This window comes from Rhizobium nepotum 39/7 (genome assembly GCF_000949865.1).
GTDB classification, from domain to species: domain Bacteria; phylum Pseudomonadota; class Alphaproteobacteria; order Rhizobiales; family Rhizobiaceae; genus Agrobacterium; species Agrobacterium nepotum.
This window is the reverse complement of sequence record NZ_JWJH01000037.1, coordinates 1-20,402: the sequence shown is the minus strand read 5'-3', so window position 1 is coordinate 20,402 and position 20,402 is coordinate 1. Positions and strand designations below refer to the sequence as shown.

The 20,402-nt window shown below is 57.8% G+C and carries 18 protein-coding genes and 1 tRNA gene; 16 read left to right on the top strand and 3 right to left on the bottom strand.

All coding sequences use genetic code 11. The annotated features are described in order from the left end of the window. From RS75_RS23440 to rpoC, 12 genes are all read left to right on the top strand, one after another. The coding region (locus RS75_RS23440; RefSeq protein WP_045024703.1) for an EF-Tu C-terminal domain-related protein at nucleotides 1–388 on the top strand (388 nt) is incomplete at its 5' end. A 385-nt stretch (nucleotides 389–773) separates the two neighbouring features. Further along, nucleotides 774–1,544, top strand: coding sequence for a glycosyltransferase (locus RS75_RS23435; RefSeq protein WP_045024955.1), 771 nt, complete (start codon nucleotides 774–776; stop codon nucleotides 1,542–1,544). Between the two features lie 280 nt (nucleotides 1,545–1,824). Next, nucleotides 1,825–1,900: transfer RNA gene (locus RS75_RS23430), tRNA-Trp, on the top strand. 184 nt (nucleotides 1,901–2,084) lie between these two features. Further along, nucleotides 2,085–2,285 carry a preprotein translocase subunit SecE gene (gene secE / locus RS75_RS23425; RefSeq protein WP_042618546.1) on the top strand — a complete coding sequence of 67 codons (201 nt, stop codon included), beginning with the start codon at nucleotides 2,085–2,087 and terminating at the stop codon, nucleotides 2,283–2,285. Between the two features lie 23 nt (nucleotides 2,286–2,308). Further along, nucleotides 2,309–2,839, top strand: coding sequence for a transcription termination/antitermination protein NusG (gene nusG, locus RS75_RS23420; RefSeq protein WP_045024951.1), 531 nt, complete (start codon nucleotides 2,309–2,311; stop codon nucleotides 2,837–2,839). Between the two features lie 146 nt (nucleotides 2,840–2,985). Further along, nucleotides 2,986–3,417, top strand: a complete 432-nt coding sequence (gene rplK / locus RS75_RS23415; RefSeq protein ID WP_045024949.1) for a 50S ribosomal protein L11 — start codon at nucleotides 2,986–2,988, stop codon at nucleotides 3,415–3,417. Between the two features lie 2 nt (nucleotides 3,418–3,419). Further along, a complete protein-coding gene (gene rplA, locus RS75_RS23410; protein WP_045024947.1) occupies nucleotides 3,420–4,115 on the top strand; it encodes a 50S ribosomal protein L1 in 696 nt (231 codons plus the stop codon). A gap of 358 nt (nucleotides 4,116–4,473) precedes the next feature. Further along, entirely contained in the window at nucleotides 4,474–4,992 is a 519-nt protein-coding gene (gene rplJ, locus RS75_RS23405) for a 50S ribosomal protein L10 (RefSeq protein WP_045024945.1), read from the top strand. Nucleotides 4,993–5,051: 59 nt separating this feature from the next. Then, nucleotides 5,052–5,426: a 50S ribosomal protein L7/L12 gene (gene rplL, locus RS75_RS23400; protein ID WP_045024943.1), complete on the top strand. Its 375-nt coding sequence runs from the start codon at nucleotides 5,052–5,054 to the stop codon at nucleotides 5,424–5,426. 29 nt (nucleotides 5,427–5,455) lie between these two features. Next, nucleotides 5,456–5,623, top strand: coding sequence for a hypothetical protein (locus RS75_RS26710; RefSeq protein WP_160297205.1), 168 nt, complete (start codon nucleotides 5,456–5,458; stop codon nucleotides 5,621–5,623). Between the two features lie 64 nt (nucleotides 5,624–5,687). Further along, nucleotides 5,688–9,824, top strand: a complete 4,137-nt coding sequence (rpoB, locus tag RS75_RS23395) for a DNA-directed RNA polymerase subunit beta (protein WP_045024941.1) — start codon at nucleotides 5,688–5,690, stop codon at nucleotides 9,822–9,824. Nucleotides 9,825–10,006: 182 nt separating this feature from the next. Then, nucleotides 10,007–14,215, top strand: a complete 4,209-nt coding sequence (rpoC, locus tag RS75_RS23390; RefSeq protein WP_045024940.1) for a DNA-directed RNA polymerase subunit beta' — start codon at nucleotides 10,007–10,009, stop codon at nucleotides 14,213–14,215. A 134-nt stretch (nucleotides 14,216–14,349) separates the two neighbouring features. On the opposite strand, the gene RS75_RS23385 is transcribed toward rpoC, so the two are convergent. From RS75_RS23385 to RS75_RS23375, 3 genes are all read right to left on the bottom strand, one after another. Further along, complete coding sequence (locus RS75_RS23385; protein WP_045024939.1) at nucleotides 14,350–15,435, bottom strand: helix-turn-helix transcriptional regulator; 1,086 nt, start codon at nucleotides 15,433–15,435, stop codon at nucleotides 14,350–14,352. A 97-nt stretch (nucleotides 15,436–15,532) separates the two neighbouring features. Continuing rightward, complete coding sequence (locus RS75_RS23380) at nucleotides 15,533–15,883, bottom strand: VOC family protein (RefSeq protein ID WP_045024937.1); 351 nt, start codon at nucleotides 15,881–15,883, stop codon at nucleotides 15,533–15,535. 11 nt (nucleotides 15,884–15,894) lie between these two features. Next, complete coding sequence (locus RS75_RS23375) at nucleotides 15,895–16,188, bottom strand: hypothetical protein (RefSeq protein ID WP_045024935.1); 294 nt, start codon at nucleotides 16,186–16,188, stop codon at nucleotides 15,895–15,897. Nucleotides 16,189–16,717: 529 nt separating this feature from the next. Between RS75_RS23375 and rpsL the strand changes: the two genes are divergently transcribed. The 4 genes from rpsL to RS75_RS23355 form a co-directional block, all read left to right on the top strand. After that, the gene (rpsL, locus tag RS75_RS23370; RefSeq protein WP_003507760.1) at nucleotides 16,718–17,089 is read left to right on the top strand and encodes a 30S ribosomal protein S12; all 372 of its coding nucleotides are present in this window, start codon (nucleotides 16,718–16,720) and stop codon (nucleotides 17,087–17,089) included. A gap of 77 nt (nucleotides 17,090–17,166) precedes the next feature. Further along, the gene (rpsG, locus tag RS75_RS23365) at nucleotides 17,167–17,637 is read left to right on the top strand and encodes a 30S ribosomal protein S7 (RefSeq protein WP_045024933.1); all 471 of its coding nucleotides are present in this window, start codon (nucleotides 17,167–17,169) and stop codon (nucleotides 17,635–17,637) included. A gap of 34 nt (nucleotides 17,638–17,671) precedes the next feature. Beyond that, a complete protein-coding gene (fusA, locus tag RS75_RS23360; RefSeq protein ID WP_045024931.1) occupies nucleotides 17,672–19,771 on the top strand; it encodes an elongation factor G in 2,100 nt (699 codons plus the stop codon). 66 nt (nucleotides 19,772–19,837) lie between these two features. Further along, on the top strand, nucleotides 19,838–20,402 hold a 565-nt coding region (locus RS75_RS23355; protein WP_045023892.1), incomplete at its 3' end, for a GTP-binding protein.

Below are 20,402 nucleotides of genomic sequence, written 5' to 3'. Positions count from 1 at the left end.
CGATCAGGGCCAGGCTGGCGACAACATCGGTGCTTTGGTTCGCGGCGTTACCCGTGACGGCGTCGAGCGTGGTCAGATCCTGTGCAAACCGGGTTCGGTCAAGCCGCACAAGAAGTTCATGGCAGAAGCCTACATCCTGACGAAGGAAGAAGGCGGCCGTCATACGCCGTTCTTCACGAACTACCGTCCGCAGTTCTACTTCCGTACGACTGACGTGACCGGTATCGTTTCGCTTCCTGAAGGCACGGAAATGGTTATGCCTGGCGACAACGTCACCGTTGAAGTCGAGCTGATCGTGCCGATCGCGATGGAAGAAAAGCTGCGCTTCGCTATCCGCGAAGGCGGCCGTACCGTCGGCGCCGGCATCGTGGCGAGCATCGTCGAGTAATTTCGATAGACGGCGACTTCGCCGGATATTGAGGACGTAAATATAAAGCGGCGGTGCTCCGGCACCGCCGTTTTTTTGTGAAAATCATTTTTTACGTCAAGCGCGATGCTTGAAAATAACAGGATAGTTTCTTACGCTGGTGGCAGCAGTTGAGTGATTTTACCTGCATCAACTCTTATGTATGGCGGTGTATCTTCGGGGTTTATGCTATTTCTCTGCCATTTAACGTCATGCCTGAGATTCTCGGGCATTTATCGCCCATGTTGCGTGGCGAAGATGTGGCGAGTGTAACGGGTCTTTGCCTTAGGCCGCGAGCGTACTCAGCTGATGCCGAAGTATTCGGCGGGCTGTTCCCTTCCGAGACCACTCCTTCCGAGACAACTCTATGTCCGATTTAACTGTAGTGCTGACCAGTTGCCGCCGCCCCGATCTCCTCGTTGAGACGCTCGACAGCTTTTTCTCAACGAATGATTATCCGCTGCGCGAATTTATTATTATCGAAGATTCGGACGACGAAACGGTGCAAACGATACCGTCCCGGTATCCGGCGCAACCGATTAGGGTCATTTTGAACGGCGTCAATATCGGGCAGCACCGCTCCATCGACAAAGCCTACTCGGAAGTTCAGACGCCCTACATTCTGCACCTGGAAGACGACTGGGCGTTTCCCGCTTCGCAGGTGGTGGGGAAGGGCATCGAGATACTGAAGCGGGATCCGCAGGTCGCGCTGGTGCAGCTCAGAACGGATGCCGACATGCCTCGGGACATCCATCGCATGCCGAATGCGCCGGGAGAGATCGCGTATTGGCGGATACCTCCGACCGCACATCGCGTCTGGCATAGTTTTACGTTCAATCCCACGGTGAAGCGGCTTTCAGACTATAGAAAGCTGCCGCAAGGTTATGCCGGTTTCAGGACAGAGGCCGAGATCAGCCTTCACTACAAGGAGGAGGGGGCAATCATGGCCTGGCTGGCCGGCACGGGCATCAGCCATTCGGGGTTTGGTCGCAGCAATTACGGCAGCAAGACCGGTCACGGTTTTCGCGGAATTTTAAAGAAACTCTCTCGCTTCTTTTCTATGGCGACGATTCGTAAATGGCGACGTTCAGCGGCGCGCCGTGCTGCTCATTTCAAGCGTAAGTATAGGCAACAGTAGCTTGTGAAGCCCGGCCGCAGCACGCCCGAAACCCTGAATCATCAGGAATTATTGTTCGCCGGCATCGATCGTACTCGTTTGTCGCGACCGGTGGCGGGCGGTGTTTATTGCGGTGAGTGCCTTTGATCACCAGTCCGTCTTGTGGCCAAAAAAACATGTCCACAAGCTCCGTAGATTATTCTGGAAGCGGACAAAAAGGGCTTGCCATTCTTTTCCCTGCGTCTTAAAGGAGCGCATACCGAATTGGCCAAGCGATTTTCTTAGCCGGTTACGGTGTTAAAGGGGTATAGCTCAGTTGGTAGAGCGGCGGTCTCCAAAACCGCAGGTCGTAAGTTCGAGCCTTACTGCCCCTGCCACTTTCCATCCGCAAGCGCGGTCTTCGCTGCATGGCAGATGGGTGCCGGGTTTCCGGCGAATTTCGCCGAATGTCGATTTCCTCTTGTTAAAAGCGGAATCGGTGTTTATGTAAGGTCAAAACAGACACGCGGTGCGTGGGGCTGACTAGTTCGGCTTTACGCGCCGTAATTGCGTGGGCAGTCAATGGCATCCAAAACCAATCCGTTTACGTTTCTGCAGCAGGTGCGCGCCGAAGCGTCAAAGATCACTTGGCCGTCGCGCCGCGAGACCATGATTTCGACGGCTATGGTGCTTGTGATGGTCATTTTTGCGGCTCTGTTCTTTTTTGCTGCTGACCAGCTCATCGGCTGGCTGCTTAGCCTCGTGCTGAGTGTCGGCCGGTAACGGATTGAACGGAGAATAAAAAAATGGCAGCGCGCTGGTACATCGTTCACGCATATTCAAATTTCGAAAAGAAGGTCGCCGAGTCGATCGAAGAAAAGGCCCGTCAGAAGGGTCTTAGTCATCTTTTCGAGAAAATCCTCGTCCCGACCGAAAAGGTCGTCGAGGTTCGTCGTGGCCGCAAGGTCGACAGCGAGCGCAAGTTCTTTCCGGGTTACGTGATGGTGCGCGCCGACCTGACTGATGAGGCTTATCACCTCATCAAGAACACACCGAAGGTAACCGGTTTCCTCGGTTCGGACAATAAGCCTGTTCCGATTCCGGATTATGAAGCCGACCGTATTCTCGGTCAGGTTCAGGAAGGTGTCGAGCGTCCGAAGTCTTCGGTTACGTTCGAGATCGGCGAGCAGGTTCGCGTTTCCGATGGTCCGTTCGCGTCGTTCAACGGCGTGGTTCAGGATGTCGACGAAGAGCGTTCGCGCCTGAAGGTGGAAGTTTCGATTTTCGGCCGCGCTACGCCGGTCGAGCTGGAATACAGTCAGGTCGAGAAGGTCTGACTGGAGGGGTGAAACCCCAAACCGCGTGGGAGGCAGGCTGGCTCTTTAAGCCGGGGCAGCACACCGCACCACGCAACCGCAGCCGCCGGAGCGATCCGGCTAGAAGAGAAACCGGGCGACCGGTTTGAATTGAAAGGCAGAGAGAAATGGCTAAGAAAGTTGCAGGCCAGCTCAAGCTTCAGGTGAAGGCAGGGTCGGCCAATCCGTCCCCGCCGATCGGTCCTGCGCTTGGTCAGCGTGGCGTTAACATCATGGAATTCTGCAAGGCGTTCAATGCCGCCACGCAGGAAATGGAAAAGGGTATGCCGATCCCGGTCGTCATCACCTACTACCAGGACAAATCCTTCACCTTCATCATGAAGCAGCCGCCGATGACATATTGGCTGAAGAAGGAAGCAAAGATCACCTCCGGCTCCAAGACACCCGGCAAGGGTGCCAAGGTCGGCTCCATCACCAAGGCTCAGGTCAAGACGATCGCAGAAGCCAAGATGAAGGATCTGAATGCTGCCGATATCGAAGGCGCAATGGCAATGGTTGAGGGTTCTGCCCGCGCCATGGGCCTTGAAGTGGTAGGTTGATCATGACCAAGGTAGCAAAGCGCATTCAGAAGATCCGCGAAGGCGTGGATCCTAACAAGCTCTACGTTCTGACCGACGCCATTTCGATGGTCAAGGAACGTGCGATCGCCAAGTTCGACGAAACCGTTGAAGTTTCGATGAACCTCGGCGTTGACCCGCGTCATGCGGACCAGATGGTTCGCGGCGTTGTCAATCTGCCGAACGGCACTGGCCGTGACGTTCGCGTTGCCGTTTTTGCCCGTGGCGTCAAGGCTGACGAAGCCAAGGCCGCCGGCGCTGACATCGTCGGTGCGGAAGAGCTGGTTGAAATCGTCCAGGGCGGCAAGATCGACTTCGATCGTTGCATCGCGACCCCGGACATGATGCCGCTCGTCGGCCGTCTCGGTAAGGTACTCGGCCCGCGTGGCATGATGCCGAACCCGAAGGTCGGTACGGTGACGATGGATGTTGCCGGCGCCGTCAAGGCGTCCAAGGGCGGCGCTGTCGAGTTCCGCGTCGAAAAGGCCGGTATCGTACATGCTGGCGTTGGCAAGGCTTCGTTCGATGCCAAGGCTCTTGAAGAAAACATCAAGGCTTTCGCCGATGCGGTCATCAAGGCAAAGCCGGCTGGCGCCAAGGGCAACTACGTCAAGCGTGTTGCCATCTCCTCGACCATGGGTCCGGGCGTCAAGATCGACCCTTCGTCGGTTTCGGCTTAATCAATTCTCGCGCTTCCCTATCGGGGAGCGTGACTAAAAGAATTTCCGGCTCTCAGGGAGCCGGAGATTTCCGGGGAAACCCGGAACTCCTGTCCGAGATTGTAGGCGGCCATTTCCCTCGGGGTCTGGCCTTAATCACTAAAGCCTGCATGAGACGGGTGAGGCTGGATTTGAGGCGTCTTTGGATGCCTGACTGTCCGGTTCGAACCTGGTGTGCCTGTGCCTGAAGCCGTTTACGGCGACAGAGCGGGGGACAGGATCCTCGAGCGTCGCTCGGGATCTTTGTAAAAGGTCCCTTGGGGCAAAGGCAAACCCGACGGGTTCACACTTATGTGGCCCCGTCTACTGGAGACAGACAGTGGAAAGAGCGGAAAAACGCGAATTCGTCACGGAGCTGAACGAAGTCTTCAAGGCTTCCGGTTCGGTTGTCGTGGCCCACTATGCTGGTGTCACCGTTGCGCAGATGAACGACTTCCGTTCGAAAATGCGCGCTGCCGGAGGCACCGTCAAGGTCGCGAAGAACCGCCTGGCCAAGATCGCTCTTCAGGGCACGGAGTCGGAAGGGATGACAAATCTCTTCACGGGTCAGACGCTGATTGCATACAGCGTCGACCCTATGACGGCTCCGAAAGTCGTCATGGATTTCGCCAAGACCAACGACAAGATCGTTGTTCTCGGTGGCGCCATGGGTACAACCACGCTCAACGCCGAAGCAGTCAAGTCGCTTGCGACCCTGCCTTCGCTGGACGAGCTGCGTGCAAAGCTGCTGGGCCTTCTCAATGCCCCGGCAACGCGCATCGCTACGGTTGTCGCAGCACCTGCAAGCCAGCTTGCACGGGTGTTCTCGGCTTACGCCAAGAAGGACGAAGCCGCTTAAGGCGGTTTTTCGCTGTAACTATTCAAACTGGTTCGAACTGAACAAAAGGAACTATCAAAATGGCTGATCTCGCAAAGATCGTTGAAGACCTCTCCACCCTGACCGTTCTGGAAGCTGCAGAACTGTCGAAGCTTCTCGAAGAAAAGTGGGGCGTTTCCGCCGCTGCTCCGGTAGCTGTTGCTGCTGCTGGCGGTGCTGCTGCTGCTGTCGTTGAAGAAGAAAAGACCGAATTCGACGTTGTCCTGGTTGACGCTGGCGCCAACAAGATCAACGTCATCAAGGAAGTTCGCGCTATCACGGGCCTCGGCCTGAAGGAAGCCAAGGACCTCGTTGAAGGCGCTCCGAAGGCTGTCAAGGAAGCTGTTTCCAAGGCTGAAGCTGCTGACCTCAAGAAGAAGCTTGAAGACGCAGGCGCCAAGGTCGACGTTAAGTAATTTTGCGATTGCTGGCGGGAAGGGGCTTCATGCCCCTTTCCGTCGTCATCGTTTTAAAACTTATTACCCAAAAGCCGCGTGAAAATGGCTTTTGGGTAATGGGTTCTTCAAGAGAATGGTTCCGAACCGGCTCATCTAGGCAATCCGGCCTGATCGATACGGGATGTGGAACGAGATTGATGACACCCATTGCTTGACGGGATCGACTGGCCATCGGTTCCCGTCCGTTGCAGGCCCGGATGCAATTTTAAAGGAGCGACGATGGCTCAGACCCTTTCGTTTAACGGTCGCAGGCGCGTACGCAAGTTTTTCGGCAAAATTCCAGAAGTAGCGGAAATGCCGAACCTCATCGAGGTTCAGAAGGCTTCGTACGACCAGTTTCTCATGGTTGACGAGCCCAAGGGTGGCCGTCCCGACGAGGGATTGAATGCCGTATTCAAATCCGTATTCCCGATCACCGATTTTTCCGGTGCGTCCATGCTCGAATTCGTTTCGTACGAATTCGAAGCACCGAAGTTCGACGTCGAGGAATGCCGTCAGCGCGACCTGACCTATGCTGCGCCGCTGAAAGTGACGCTGCGCCTCATCGTGTTCGATATTGACGAGGATACAGGCGCGAAGTCCATCAAGGACATCAAGGAACAGTCCGTATACATGGGCGACATGCCGCTCATGACCAATAACGGCACGTTCATCGTCAACGGCACCGAGCGCGTCATCGTTTCGCAGATGCACCGTTCCCCGGGCGTGTTCTTCGATCACGACAAGGGCAAGAGCCATTCTTCCGGCAAGCTGCTTTTCGCTGCGCGCGTGATCCCGTATCGCGGTTCCTGGCTCGACATCGAGTTCGACGCCAAGGACATCGTCTATGCGCGTATCGACCGCCGCCGCAAGCTGCCCGTGACCTCGCTCCTGATGGCGCTCGGCATGGATGGCGAAGAAATCCTGTCGACCTTCTATACTAAGGCTTCCTACGAGCGCGCCGGCGATGGCTGGCGGATTCCGTTCCAGCCTGAGGCGTTGAAGAATGCCAAGGTCATCACCGACATGATCGACGCCGATACCGGCGAAGTCGTTGTCGAAGGTGGCAAGAAGCTGACCCCGCGTCTTATCCGTCAGCTCGTCGACAAGGGCCTGAAGGCACTCAAGGCGACCGACGAAGACCTCTACGGCAACTTCCTTGCCGAAGACATCGTCAACTACTCGACGGGCGAAATCTATCTCGAAGCCGGCGACGAAATCGACGAGAAGACGCTCGGCCTCATTCTTCAGTCCGGCTTTGACGAGATTCCGGTCCTCAACATCGACCACGTCAATGTTGGCGCCTATATCCGCAACACGCTCTCCGCCGACAAGAACCAGAACCGCCAGGAAGCGCTGTTCGACATCTATCGCGTCATGCGTCCGGGTGAACCGCCGACGATGGACTCGGCGGAAGCCATGTTCAACTCGCTGTTCTTCGATAGCGAGCGTTACGACCTTTCGGCTGTTGGCCGCGTGAAGATGAACATGCGTCTCGACCTCGATGCGGAAGACACCGTGCGCACGCTGCGCAAGGAAGACATCCTCGCGGTCGTGAAGATGCTGGTCGAACTGCGCGACGGCAAGGGCGAAATCGACGACATCGACAACCTCGGCAACCGCCGTGTGCGTTCGGTCGGCGAGCTGATGGAAAACCAGTACCGCCTCGGCCTTCTGCGCATGGAACGTGCGATCAAGGAACGTATGTCCTCGATCGAAATCGACACCGTGATGCCGCAGGACCTGATCAACGCGAAGCCGGCAGCTGCCGCCGTTCGCGAATTCTTCGGTTCCTCGCAGCTTTCGCAGTTCATGGACCAGGTGAACCCGCTTTCGGAAATCACCCACAAGCGCCGTCTTTCGGCTCTTGGACCGGGTGGTCTGACCCGTGAGCGCGCCGGCTTCGAAGTCCGCGACGTTCACCCGACCCACTATGGCCGTATTTGCCCGATCGAAACGCCGGAAGGCCCGAACATCGGTCTGATCAACTCGCTTGCCACCTTTGCCCGCGTCAACAAGTACGGCTTCATCGAAAGCCCGTACCGCAAGATCATCGACGGCAAAGTGACGACCGACGTGATCTACCTCTCCGCCATGGAAGAGGCCAAGTACTACGTCGCACAGGCCAATGCCGAACTCGATGGCGAAGGCACCTTCGTTGAAGAGTTCGTCGTTTGCCGTCACTCGGGCGAAGTCATGCTCGCACCGCGCGACAACATCAACCTGATGGACGTTTCGCCGAAGCAGCTCGTTTCGGTCGCGGCGGCTCTCATTCCGTTCCTGGAAAACGACGACGCCAACCGCGCTCTCATGGGCTCGAACATGCAGCGTCAGGCCGTTCCGCTTCTGCGGGCGGAAGCGCCGTTCGTCGGCACCGGCATGGAACCGATCGTTGCCCGTGACTCCGGCGCTGCCATTGCGGCTCGCCGCAGCGGTGTGGTCGATCAGGTGGATGCGACCCGTATCGTTATCCGCGCTACGGAAGACCTCGATGCCGGCAAGTCGGGCGTCGATATCTACCGTCTGCAGAAGTTCCAGCGTTCGAACCAGAACACCTGCGTCAACCAGCGTCCGCTGGTCTCCGTCGGCGATCTCATCTCCAAGGGTGATATCATCGCGGACGGCCCGTCGACCGACCTCGGCGACCTGGCGCTCGGCCGCAACGCGCTCGTCGCGTTCATGCCCTGGAACGGCTACAACTACGAAGACTCGATCCTGATGTCGGAACGTATCGTTTCCGACGACGTGTTCACCTCCATCCACATCGAAGAATTCGAAGTGATGGCGCGTGACACGAAGCTTGGTCCGGAAGAAATCACGCGCGACATTCCGAACGTTTCGGAAGAAGCGCTGAAGAACCTCGACGAAGCCGGTATCGTTTACATCGGTGCGGAAGTTCAGCCGGGCGACATCCTCGTCGGCAAGATCACGCCGAAGGGCGAAAGCCCGATGACGCCGGAAGAAAAGCTTCTGCGCGCCATCTTCGGTGAAAAGGCTTCCGACGTTCGCGACACCTCCATGCGCATGCCTCCGGGCACGTTTGGCACCGTTGTGGAAGTCCGCGTCTTCAACCGTCACGGTGTGGAGAAGGACGAGCGCGCGATGGCAATCGAGCGCGAAGAGATCGAACGTCTGGCGAAGGACCGCGACGACGAACAGGCTATCCTCGACCGTAACGTCTACGGCCGTCTGATCGACATGTTGCGTGGTCAGGTTTCCATCGCCGGTCCGAAGGGTTTCAAGAAGGGCGTCGAGCTTTCCAACGCCATCGTCTCCGAATATCCCCGCTCGCAGTGGTGGATGTTCGCGGTCGAGGACGAAAAGGCTCAGTCCGAACTGGAAGCGCTTCGCGGCCAGTACGACGAATCCAAGTCGCGCCTTGAACAGCGCTTCATGGACAAGGTCGAAAAGGTCCAGCGCGGCGATGAAATGCCTCCGGGCGTCATGAAGATGGTCAAGGTCTTCGTTGCTGTGAAGCGCAAGATCCAGCCGGGCGACAAGATGGCCGGCCGTCACGGTAACAAGGGCGTCGTCTCGCGTATCGTCCCTGTCGAGGACATGCCGTTCCTCGAAGACGGCACGCATGTCGATATCTGCTTGAACCCGCTCGGCGTGCCTTCGCGCATGAACGTCGGCCAGATCCTCGAAACCCACCTCGCATGGGCATGCGCAGGCATGGGCAAGAAGATCGGCGAGATGCTCGAAGAGTATCACAAGACGCTGGACATCAGCGAGCTTCGCACGGAGCTTACCGAAATCTATGCGAGTGAATCGCATGACGAGGTGAAGCGCTTTGACGATGCGTCGCTGGTCAAGCTTGCCGAAGAAGCCAAGCGCGGTGTTTCCATCGCGACCCCGGTCTTCGACGGTGCGCATGAGCCAGACGTTGCTGCGATGCTGAAGAAGGCAGGTCTGCATGAATCCGGTCAGTCCGTTCTTTATGACGGTCGTACCGGTGAGCAGTTCGACCGTAAGGTCACCGTCGGCTACATGTACATGATCAAGCTGAACCACCTTGTCGACGACAAGATCCATGCTCGCTCGATCGGTCCTTACTCGCTCGTTACCCAGCAGCCGCTGGGCGGCAAGGCGCAGTTCGGCGGACAGCGCTTCGGGGAAATGGAAGTCTGGGCTCTGGAAGCATACGGCGCGGCTTACACGCTGCAGGAAATGCTCACCGTCAAGTCGGACGACGTGGCGGGCCGCACGAAGGTCTACGAGGCAATCGTCCGTGGCGACGATACCTTCGAGGCCGGTATCCCCGAGAGCTTCAACGTTCTCGTCAAGGAAATGCGGTCGCTCGGTCTTTCGGTCGAACTGGAGAACTCGAAGATCGAGAACCAGTCCGAGGATCAGCTGCCTGACGCGGCGGAATAAAGAGTAAGAGAGGCGGGCGCCTTTTGGGCGCCTGCCGGTTTCCCCGGCAGCCGGCGGTTGCCGTGGGACACTTTCGCCGCATTGTGCGGTTAATCCGTATTTAAAGCTCTGGACGGTGACCCGGGAAGAAGCCGGTCCAGATGCAAACAGGGGCAGCAGCTAGCCTCTCAAGGAGACAAGGCATGAACCAAGAGGTCATGAATCTTTTCAATCCTCAGGTGCCTGCGCAGCATTTCGATTCCATCCGGATTTCGATCGCTTCGCCGGAAAAAATTCTGTCGTGGTCCTACGGCGAGATCAAGAAGCCGGAAACCATCAACTACCGTACGTTCAAGCCGGAACGCGACGGTCTTTTCTGCGCGCGCATCTTCGGACCGATCAAGGACTACGAGTGCCTGTGCGGTAAGTACAAGCGCATGAAGTACAAGGGCATCATCTGCGAAAAGTGCGGCGTCGAAGTTACGCTGTCGCGCGTTCGCCGCGAGCGCATGGGCCATATCGAGCTTGCTGCGCCTGTTGCCCATATCTGGTTCCTGAAGTCGCTTCCTTCGCGTATCTCGACGTTGCTCGACATGACGCTGAAGGATGTCGAGCGCGTTCTCTATTTCGAGAACTACATCGTCACCGAACCGGGCCTCACCTCGATGAAGCAGAACCAGCTTCTGTCCGAGGAAGAGTACATGATCGCCGTTGACGAATTCGGCGAAGACCAGTTCACCGCCATGATCGGCGCTGAAGCCATCTACGAGATGCTGGCTTCGATGAACCTCGAAAAGATCGCCGGCGACCTGCGCGCCGAGCTTGCCGAGACCACGTCGGAACTCAAGCAGAAGAAATACATGAAGCGTCTCAAGATCGTTGAGAACTTCATGGAATCCGGCAACCGTCCGGAATGGATGATCATGAAGGTCGTTCCGGTCATTCCGCCGGACCTTCGTCCGCTGGTTCCGCTGGATGGCGGCCGTTTCGCGACGTCCGACCTCAACGATCTCTATCGCCGCGTCATCAACCGTAACAACCGTCTGAAGCGCCTGATCGAGCTTCGCGCGCCTGGTATCATCATCCGCAACGAAAAGCGTATGTTGCAGGAATCCGTCGATGCGCTGTTCGATAACGGCCGTCGTGGCCGCGTCATCACGGGTGCCAACAAGCGCCCGCTGAAGTCGCTCTCCGACATGCTCAAGGGCAAGCAGGGCCGCTTCCGCCAGAACCTTCTCGGCAAGCGCGTCGACTATTCCGGCCGTTCGGTCATCGTGACCGGCCCGGAACTGAAGCTGCACCAGTGCGGCCTGCCGAAGAAGATGGCGCTCGAACTGTTCAAGCCGTTCATCTATGCCCGCCTCGACGCCAAGGGTTACTCCTCGACCGTCAAGCAGGCCAAGAAGCTGGTTGAAAAAGAAAAGCCGGAGGTCTGGGATATCCTCGACGAGGTCATCCGCGAGCATCCGGTCCTTCTGAACCGCGCACCGACGCTGCACCGTCTGGGTATCCAGGCCTTCGAACCCATGTTGGTCGAAGGCAAGGCCATCCAGCTGCATCCGCTCGTCTGCACGGCCTTCAACGCCGACTTCGACGGCGACCAGATGGCCGTTCACGTGCCGCTGTCGCTCGAAGCTCAGCTTGAAGCCCGCGTGCTGATGATGTCGACCAACAACATCCTGCATCCGGCAAACGGCCATCCGATCATCGTTCCTTCGCAGGACATGGTTCTCGGCCTGTATTACCTGTCGATCATGAACCAGAACGAGCCCGGCGAAGGCATGGCCTTCTCGGACATCGGCGAATTGCATCACGCGCTTGAAAACAAGGTCGTGACGCTGCATGCCAAGATCCGTGGTCGCTTCAAGACCGTGGATGCCGACGGCAAGCCGGTATCGAAGATTTATGAAACGACCCCCGGCCGCATGCTCATCGGCGAACTTCTGCCGAAGAACGTCAACGTGCCGTTCGAGACCTGCAACCAGGAAATGACCAAGAAGAACATCTCCAAGATGATCGACACGGTCTACCGTCACTGCGGCCAGAAGGACACGGTGATCTTCTGCGACCGCATCATGCAGCTCGGCTTCTCCCACGCCTGCCGCGCCGGCATTTCGTTCGGCAAGGACGACATGGTCATTCCGGACGCCAAGGTGAAAATCGTCGGCGATACGGAAGCGTTGGTGAAGGAATACGAACAGCAGTATAATGACGGTCTCATCACCCAGGGCGAAAAATACAACAAGGTTGTCGACGCCTGGGGCAAGGCAACCGAGAAGGTCGCCGAAGAAATGATGGCGCGCATCAAGGCTGTGGAATTCGACCCGGAAACGGGCCGTCAGCTGCCGATGAACTCCATCTACATGATGAGCCATTCGGGCGCCCGCGGTTCTCCGAACCAGATGCGTCAGCTCGGCGGCATGCGCGGCCTGATGGCCAAGCCATCGGGTGAAATCATCGAGACGCCGATCATCTCGAACTTCAAGGAAGGCCTGACCGTTAACGAGTACTTCAACTCGACCCACGGTGCCCGTAAGGGTCTGGCAGACACCGCCTTGAAGACCGCCAACTCCGGTTACCTGACCCGTCGTCTCGTCGACGTGGCGCAGGATTGCATCGTCAACTCCGTGGATTGCGGCACCGACAAGGGCCTCACCATGACCGCCATCGTCGATGCCGGTCAGGTTGTTGCCTCGCTCGGCGCACGTATCCTCGGCCGTACCGCGCTGGATGACATCGATCATCCGGTGACCGGCGAGCGCATCGTCAATGCGGCAAAGCTGATCGACGAAGCCGATGTGGTCGAAATCGAGAAGGCCAACATCCAGTCCGTCCGTATCCGTTCGGCGCTGACATGCGAAGTGCAGATCGGCGTTTGCGGCGTCTGCTACGGTCGCGACCTTGCACGCGGTACTCCGGTCAACATGGGCGAAGCCGTTGGCGTCATCGCCGCACAGTCGATCGGTGAACCGGGCACACAGCTCACCATGCGTACCTTCCACCTTGGCGGTACGGCAAACGTGGTCGACCAGTCGTTCCTGGAAGCATCGTATGAAGGTACGATCCAGATCAAGAACCGCAACATCCTGCGGAACTCCGATGGCGTTCTCATTGCAATGGGCCGTAACATGTCGGTCACCATTCTCGATGAGCGCGGCGTGGAACGTTCCTCGCAGCGTGTCGCTTACGGTTCGAAGATCTTCGTGGATGACGGCGACAAGGTGAGGCGTGGCCAGCGTCTTGCAGAGTGGGACCCCTACACCCGTCCGATGATGACGGAAGTGGAAGGCACCGTTCACTTCGAGGACCTCGTCGATGGTCTCTCCGTTCTGGAAGCCACCGACGAATCCACCGGCATCACCAAGCGTCAGGTTATCGACTGGCGTTCGACGCCGCGCGGTTCTGACCTCAAGCCGGCGATCATCATCAAGGATGCTTCGGGCGCTGTTGCGAAGCTTAGCCGTGGTGGCGAAGCCCGCTTCCATCTGTCCGTAGACGCCATTCTGTCGGTTGAACCGGGCACCAAGGTCTTCCAGGGTGACGTGCTTGCACGTTCGCCGCTGGAAAGCGCCAAGACCAAGGACATCACCGGTGGTCTGCCGCGCGTTGCCGAACTGTTCGAAGCACGTCGTCCGAAGGATCACGCTGTCATCGCCGAAATCGATGGTACGATCCGTCTCGGTCGCGACTACAAGAACAAGCGTCGCGTTCAGATCGAGCCTGCCGAGGACGGTGTCGAGCCGGTCGAATACCTGATCCCGAAGAGCAAGCCCTTCCATCTTCAGGAAGGCGACTACATCGAGAAGGGCGAATACATTCTCGACGGCAACCCGGCACCGCACGACATTCTGGCGATCAAGGGCGTAGAGGCTCTGGCTTCCTACCTCGTGAACGAAATCCAGGAAGTCTACCGACTGCAGGGCGTTGTGATCAACGACAAGCACATCGAAGTGATCGTTCGCCAGATGCTGCAGAAGGTTGAAGTCACCGATGCGGGCGACAGCCACTATATCGTTGGCGACAATGTCGATCGTATCGAGCTTGACGACAACAACGACCGCCTGATGGAAGAAGGCAAGAAGCCTGCCTATGGCGATCCGGTTCTGCTCGGTATCACCAAGGCTTCGCTGCAGACGCCGTCCTTCATCTCGGCCGCATCGTTCCAGGAAACCACAAAGGTTCTCACGGAAGCTGCGATCGCCGGCAAGACGGACACGCTGCAGGGCCTCAAGGAAAACGTCATCGTCGGCCGCCTCATCCCGGCCGGCACCGGCGGCACAATGACGCAGATCCGCCGCATCGCCACCTCGCGCGACGACCTCATCCTTGAGGAACGCCGCAAGGGTACGGGTGCAGGCTCTGCAACACAGATGCTGCAGGACATGACGGATCCGGCTACGGCTGCCGAATAAGGTCAACAGGGCAGGGGCTTTGCGAGGCCCCGCCAAAGCTTAGTGGAAACGCCCGGAGCAATCCGGGCGTTTTTTGTTCCGGAAAGATTCGAGACCCGGTCTGGTCTTTCAGATTGCCGGCGGCTTCACGGGGGTCAGCCCTGTTCGCCGATGGTGTAGCGCGTCAAAACGGAAAGCTGGCGAACGAGGTCGGTCTGGCCGGTGCTGCCGGTTTTTGCATAGATAGACTTGGCGTTGCTGCGAACCGTCTCGTGGGAAATTTGAAGTTGCTTCGCCACGGAGGGCAATGAAAGACCCTTCATGATTTCCACCGCGACACGGGCTTCGCCCTTGGTCAGATCGTAAAGCCCCTTCAGCAGCGGCGTGGCATCGGCAATGGTGCCTGATGGCTGCGATATCAGCAGGATGGCGCTGCCGTTCGGGGAGAGATCCTGCGCGTCCCTGCGCAGCGGTATGACGTGAAGGATGCAGGCCTTGTCTTCGCTGGTCGGCAAAGGGAAGGAACTGACGCCATGCCCGGCGAGCGCCTTGTAGAGCAATCGGTTTAATCTCTCGTCAAAGATCAGAATCCTGTCACGGGCCCGGATGGAAATACATTTCTTGATCGTCTGAAACAGGTTGTTGGCGGAAAGAACCCGTCCGCTTGCCTGGAGCACCGCCGCCGGTGCGCCTATCGCATTGAGACCGTGCGTCATGGCGTCTGCCTTCTGGCGCTGTAACTGTGTCGCCAGAGTGAGGCTGCGGGCTATATGCGGCCTCAGCCGTCCGAGCGCCGCCATGGTCTCCGGACCGATGACGCCACTGTCGAGCCTGCGTTCGAAGAGTATCGTCATTTCAGGATGGTCCGGTGGAGCGACCTGCGTCGCCACGCCATATCCCAGTCCGCGCGGCATGAGGAAATCGCGCACGATCGGCAGCGCCGCCCATTCGGCATGGGTGAAAATATCGAAATCGTGCACGAAGGAAAATTGTCCCTCACGGACGGCGCGGGTGAGGCGGTCGTTGCGGTGGTTCCAGCCATCCTTCATGAAGGCTTGCATCAGTTCCTGGAAACTGGGCGTGAAGAGCCAGACTTGCTCATCGCCCTTGCCCCAGGTGAGGGCGCCGTCCCAGAAATCGAGCCGGTGGCTAATTGTGGCTAAGACCTTCGGCCAGCGGTCGGGGAAAAGCGCCGCCTCGTAGATGTCATCGATAATGTCTGCCGAAGATATATTATCCAACCCGCCACCGAAATATGCGCCTGGATTATTCTATGCCCATGTCTTTATGTTATTCAATAGAAATACAAATAATACTACTATATTTATAGTATATATTCTATGAGTGACTTAATATATTAACAAGTCTGCCGAAGGGATCGCGCAGGAACAGGCGGCGGACGCCCCATATTTCGTTGATGGGGCCGTATTCGACCGGCAGTTCCGCTTTCAGGATTCTCGCGTGGACCTCGTCGAAATTGTCGACCTCGATGGAAAGGTTCGGGACGGCCGTGCCGGAGCCGCCTTCGCGGGCGAAGCTGATCTGGGCCACCGTTTCAAGAGGACTTGCATAGGTCGCGATCCAGCCGTGATCCATGGCGACGGTCATGCCGAGAATCTCGCCATAGAAGACACCCGCCCCTGCAAGGTCGGGTGTCGCGATGTTGGCGACGATGCGCTTCACCGCCATCGGGGCCAGCCTCAGGCGAAACGGATGATGGCCACTTCGCCCTCGAGTGCGCCCTGATAGGCGGAGGCGTGCGGCTCTTCATCCGGTACTTCGGTCAGCATGCCGATCTGGTCGAGGTCCGCCTCGATGAAGCCTTCCTCGGAAAGCGCGTTCAGCGTTTCGCGCACGGCGGTATCGTCGTCCGGCGCCCGCAGAATGACGTGGATGTCGATGCCGTCGGAATTGTCGTGCTCGTAAGCCTTGCCGATGACGATGAAGACCATCGGTTCGTCGCGTCCGTTGTCGTTGTCGGGGAGGGTGGTCATGACGCGGTTCCTTGATATGTCGTTGTGGAGTGTGCGGGCCGGCCGGAATCGGTCTTGCACGCGGCAGGGCCAGCTCCGGCCCGCTTGAGGGAATCAATAGACGGATTTTGTGAAAAGCCAAAGGCCGGAGGTCAAAATCGCCGTTGTCGGCGATGACTTATGTTAGAAGGAGGGAGAAATGGCCTGCGCGCGGGCTTTGTGGCCAAGGGCGCCCGCGCAAAATGCGGATTCACCCTTGACGAAAGCTGGCTAAAACAGTAGTACGCCCGCCATCGGAGCCTCTGTGGGTGCTGGCCGTTTGGGAAGGTTTTTCCTGAACCTCATCTCAAACAGAACTCCATTGCACGTAGAAGACACGAATGTTGCACGCAAGACGCCTCATCCGGCGTCCTCTGCTCTTGGTGGTCCATCCGTGAAAACGGATCGGGCCACGTTTTGCGCATGAGGATATATGCGTGCTTCGTCGCCGGAAACGGCATAGCCGCCACCCGTGAGGGTGGCTAAAGTAGTTTTTGCAAGGGATGGTTATATGCCTACCGTAAACCAGCTGATCCGCAAGCCCCGCCAGGCACAGGTAAAGCGCAACAAGGTTCCTGCACTTCAGGAAAACCCGCAGAAGCGTGGTGTTTGCACCCGCGTTTACACGACGACCCCGAAGAAGCCGAACTCGGCTCTGCGTAAGGTTGCCAAGATCCGCCTCACCAACGGCTTCGAAGTCATCGGCTACATTCCTGGCGAAGGTCACAACCTTCAGGAACACTCCGTGGTCATGATCCGCGGCGGCCGCGTAAAGGACTTGCCGGGCGTGCGTTACCACATCATTCGCGGTGTTCTCGATACCCAGGGCGTCAAGAACCGCAAGCAGCGCCGTTCGAAGTACGGTGCGAAGCGTCCGAAGTAATTTTCGGCAATAACAATCAGGCGCTGCGCGAGGTTCTCCGCGTGGTTTAGCGTCAATAACATTGAGAGACAAAGAATATGTCCCGTCGCCATAGTGCAGAAAAGCGTGAGATCAACCCGGATCCGAAGTTCGGCGATCTGATCGTCACCAAGTTCATGAATGCCATCATGCTTCATGGCAAGAAGTCCGTTGCAGAAAGCATCGTTTACGGCGCGTTCGACGTCGTTCAGGGCAAGACGAAGCAGGAGCCGCTCGGCGTGTTCCATTCCGCCCTCGACAACGTTGCTCCGCACGTTGAAGTGCGTTCGCGCCGCGTTGGTGGTGCCACGTATCAGGTTCCGGTCGACGTTCGTCCGGAGCGCCGTCAGGCTCTCGCCATCCGCTGGCTGATCATTGCTGCTCGCAAGCGTAACGAAACGACCATGGTCGATCGCCTTTCGGGCGAACTCATGGACGCTGCGAACAACCGCGGTTCTGCTGTCAAAAAGCGTGAAGACACGCACAAGATGGCCGACGCTAACCGCGCATTCTCGCATTACCGCTGGTAATCTTAAACGGTCGCATATCGAAAGGCAGTCCATTATGGCTCGCGAATATAAAATCGAAGACTACCGCAATTTCGGTATCATGGCGCATATCGACGCCGGCAAGACCACGACCACCGAGCGTATTCTTTATTACACCGGTAAGTCGCACAAGATCGGCGAAGTCCATGATGGCGCTGCCACGATGGACTGGATGGAGCAGGAGCAGGAGCGTGGTATCACCATCACCTCCGCAGCCACCACGACCTTCTGGAAGGGTCGCGACGGCAAGATGCGCCGCTTCAACATCATCGACACCCCCGGCCACGTCGACTTCACCATTGAAGTCGAGCGTTCGCTGCGCGTTCTCGACGGTGCCATCGCTCTGCTCGACGCCAACGCCGGTGTAGAGCCGCAGACGGAAACCGTCTGGCGTCAGGCTGAGAAGTACAACGTTCCGCGTATGATCTTCTGCAACAAGATGGACAAGACCGGCGCTGACTTCTACCGCTCGGTAGAGATGATCAAGACCCGTCTCGGCGCCATCGCCGTTGTCATGCAGTTGCCGATCGGCGCTGAGACCGAGTTCAAGGGCGTTATCGACCTGATCGAGATGAACGCACTCATCTGGCGCGACGAATCGCTCGGCGCTCAGTGGGACGTCGTTGAAATCCCTGATGATATGAAGGCCAAGGCTGACGAATATCGCGAAAAGCTGATCGAGACGGTTGTCGAAGTCGACGAACAGGCGATGGAAGACTACCTGAACGGCATCATGCCCGACAACGAGAAGATCCGCGCACTCGTGCGTCGCGGCACCATCGACGTGAAGTTCCACCCGATGTTCTGCGGCACCGCGTTCAAGAACAAGGGCGTTCAGCCGCTTCTCGACGCCGTCGTCGATTACCTGCCGTCGCCTGCCGACATTCCGGCGATCAAGGGCATCGACTTCAAGACCGAAGCCGATATCGAGCGTCATGCCGACGACAGCGAGCCGCTTTCCATGCTCGCCTTCAAGATCATGAACGACCCCTTCGTCGGTTCGCTGACCTTTGCCCGTATCTACTCGGGCAAGCTCGAAAAGGGCACATCCGTCATCAACACGGTCAAGGACAAGCGTGAGCGCGTCGGCCGTATGCTGCAGATGCACTCCAATTCGCGCGAAGACATCGAAGAAGCCTTTGCCGGCGACATTGTTGCTCTGGCCGGCCTCAAGGAAACCACCACTGGCGATACGCTCTGCGATCCGCTGAAGCCGGTTATCCTCGAGCGCATGGAATTCCCCGAGCCGGTCATTCAGATCGCGATCGAGCCGAAGACCAAGGGCGACCAGGAAAAGATGGGCCTCGCGCTCAACCGCCTGGCTGCTGAAGATCCTTCGTTCCGCGTCAAGACGGATGAAGAATCCGGTCAGACGATCATCGCCGGCATGGGCGAACTTCACCTCGACATTCTCGTTGACCGTATGCGTCGCGAGTTCAAGGTTGAAGCAACGGTCGGTGCTCCGCAGGTTGCCTACCGCGAAACCATCACGCGTCAGCACGAAGAAGACTACACGCACAAGAAGCAGTCCGGTGGTACCGGTCAGTTCGCTCGCGTGAAGATCGTCTTCGAACCGAACCCTGAAGGCGAAGAATTCAAGTTCGAGTCCAAGATCGTCGGTGGTGCTGTTCCGAAGGAATACATCCCGGGCGTTCAGAAGGGTATCGAAAGCGTTCTGTCTTCCGGTCCGCTCGCTGGCTTCCCGATGCTCGGCGTCAAGGCGACCCTGATCGACGGCGCCTACCACGACGTTGACTCCTCGGTTCTGGCGTTCGAAATCGCATCGCGTGCCTGCTTCCGTGAAGCAGCAAAGAAGGCTGGCGCACAGCTTCTCGAGCCGATGATGAAGGTCGAAGTCGTGACCCCTGAAGATTACGTCGGTGACGTGATCGGCGATCTGAACTCGCGTCGCGGTCAGATCCAGGGTCAGGAATCGCGTGGGATCACGATCGTGATCAGCGCGCACGTTCCGCTCGCGAACATGTTCAAGTACGTCGACAATCTGCGCTCCATGTCGCAGGGCCGCGCGCAGTACTCGATGACGTTCGATCACTATTCGCCGGTTCCGTCGAACGTGGCGCAGGAAATCCAGGCAAAGTACTCCGGTCAGAAGTGATCGGGGTACGCCCCATCAGAGATTTGAAGATTATTCCCGTCAAGGGACAAGAATGGAGAGCCACTAATGGCAAAGAGCAAGTTTGAGCGCAATAAGCCGCACGTCAACATTGGCACGATCGGTCACGTCGACCACGGCAAGACGTCGCTGACTGCTGCGATCACGAAGTACTTCGGCGAATACAAGGCGTATGACCAGATCGACGCTGCGCCGGAAGAAAAGGCGCGCGGCATCACCATTTCGACGGCGCACGTCGAATATGAGACGCCTGCTCGCCACTATGCCCACGTTGACTGCCCCGGCCACGCCGATTACGTCAAGAACATGATCACCGGTGCGGCGCAGATGGACGGCGCGATCCTGGTTTGCTCGGCTGCCGACGGCCCGATGCCGCAGACGCGCGAGCACATCCTGCTTGCTCGCCAGGTTGGCGTTCCGGCAATCGTCGTGTTCCTCAACAAGGTCGACCAGGTTGACGACGCCGAGCTTCTCGAGCTGGTTGAACTGGAAGTTCGCGAACTTCTGTCGTCCTACGACTTCCCGGGCGACGATATTCCGATCGTCAAGGGTTCGGCACTTGCCGCTCTTGAAGATTCCGACAAGAAGATCGGTGAAGACGCGATCCGCGAGC

Coding starts and splice junctions, on each gene's coding strand:
- RS75_RS23435 (WP_045024955.1), top strand. CDS start 774: ATGTCCGATTTAACTGTAGTGCTGACCAGTTGCCGCCGCCCCGATCTC.
- secE (WP_042618546.1), top strand. CDS start 2,085: ATGGCATCCAAAACCAATCCGTTTACGTTTCTGCAGCAGGTGCGCGCC.
- nusG (WP_045024951.1), top strand. CDS start 2,309: ATGGCAGCGCGCTGGTACATCGTTCACGCATATTCAAATTTCGAAAAG.
- rplK (WP_045024949.1), top strand. CDS start 2,986: ATGGCTAAGAAAGTTGCAGGCCAGCTCAAGCTTCAGGTGAAGGCAGGG.
- rplA (WP_045024947.1), top strand. CDS start 3,420: ATGACCAAGGTAGCAAAGCGCATTCAGAAGATCCGCGAAGGCGTGGAT.
- rplL (WP_045024943.1), top strand. CDS start 5,052: ATGGCTGATCTCGCAAAGATCGTTGAAGACCTCTCCACCCTGACCGTT.
- RS75_RS26710 (WP_160297205.1), top strand. CDS start 5,456: ATGCCCCTTTCCGTCGTCATCGTTTTAAAACTTATTACCCAAAAGCCG.
- rpoB (WP_045024941.1), top strand. CDS start 5,688: ATGGCTCAGACCCTTTCGTTTAACGGTCGCAGGCGCGTACGCAAGTTT.
- rpoC (WP_045024940.1), top strand. CDS start 10,007: ATGAACCAAGAGGTCATGAATCTTTTCAATCCTCAGGTGCCTGCGCAG.
- RS75_RS23380 (WP_045024937.1), bottom strand. CDS start 15,883: ATGGCGGTGAAGCGCATCGTCGCCAACATCGCGACACCCGACCTTGCA.
- RS75_RS23375 (WP_045024935.1), bottom strand. CDS start 16,188: ATGACCACCCTCCCCGACAACGACAACGGACGCGACGAACCGATGGTC.
- rpsL (WP_003507760.1), top strand. CDS start 16,718: ATGCCTACCGTAAACCAGCTGATCCGCAAGCCCCGCCAGGCACAGGTA.
- rpsG (WP_045024933.1), top strand. CDS start 17,167: ATGTCCCGTCGCCATAGTGCAGAAAAGCGTGAGATCAACCCGGATCCG.
- fusA (WP_045024931.1), top strand. CDS start 17,672: ATGGCTCGCGAATATAAAATCGAAGACTACCGCAATTTCGGTATCATG.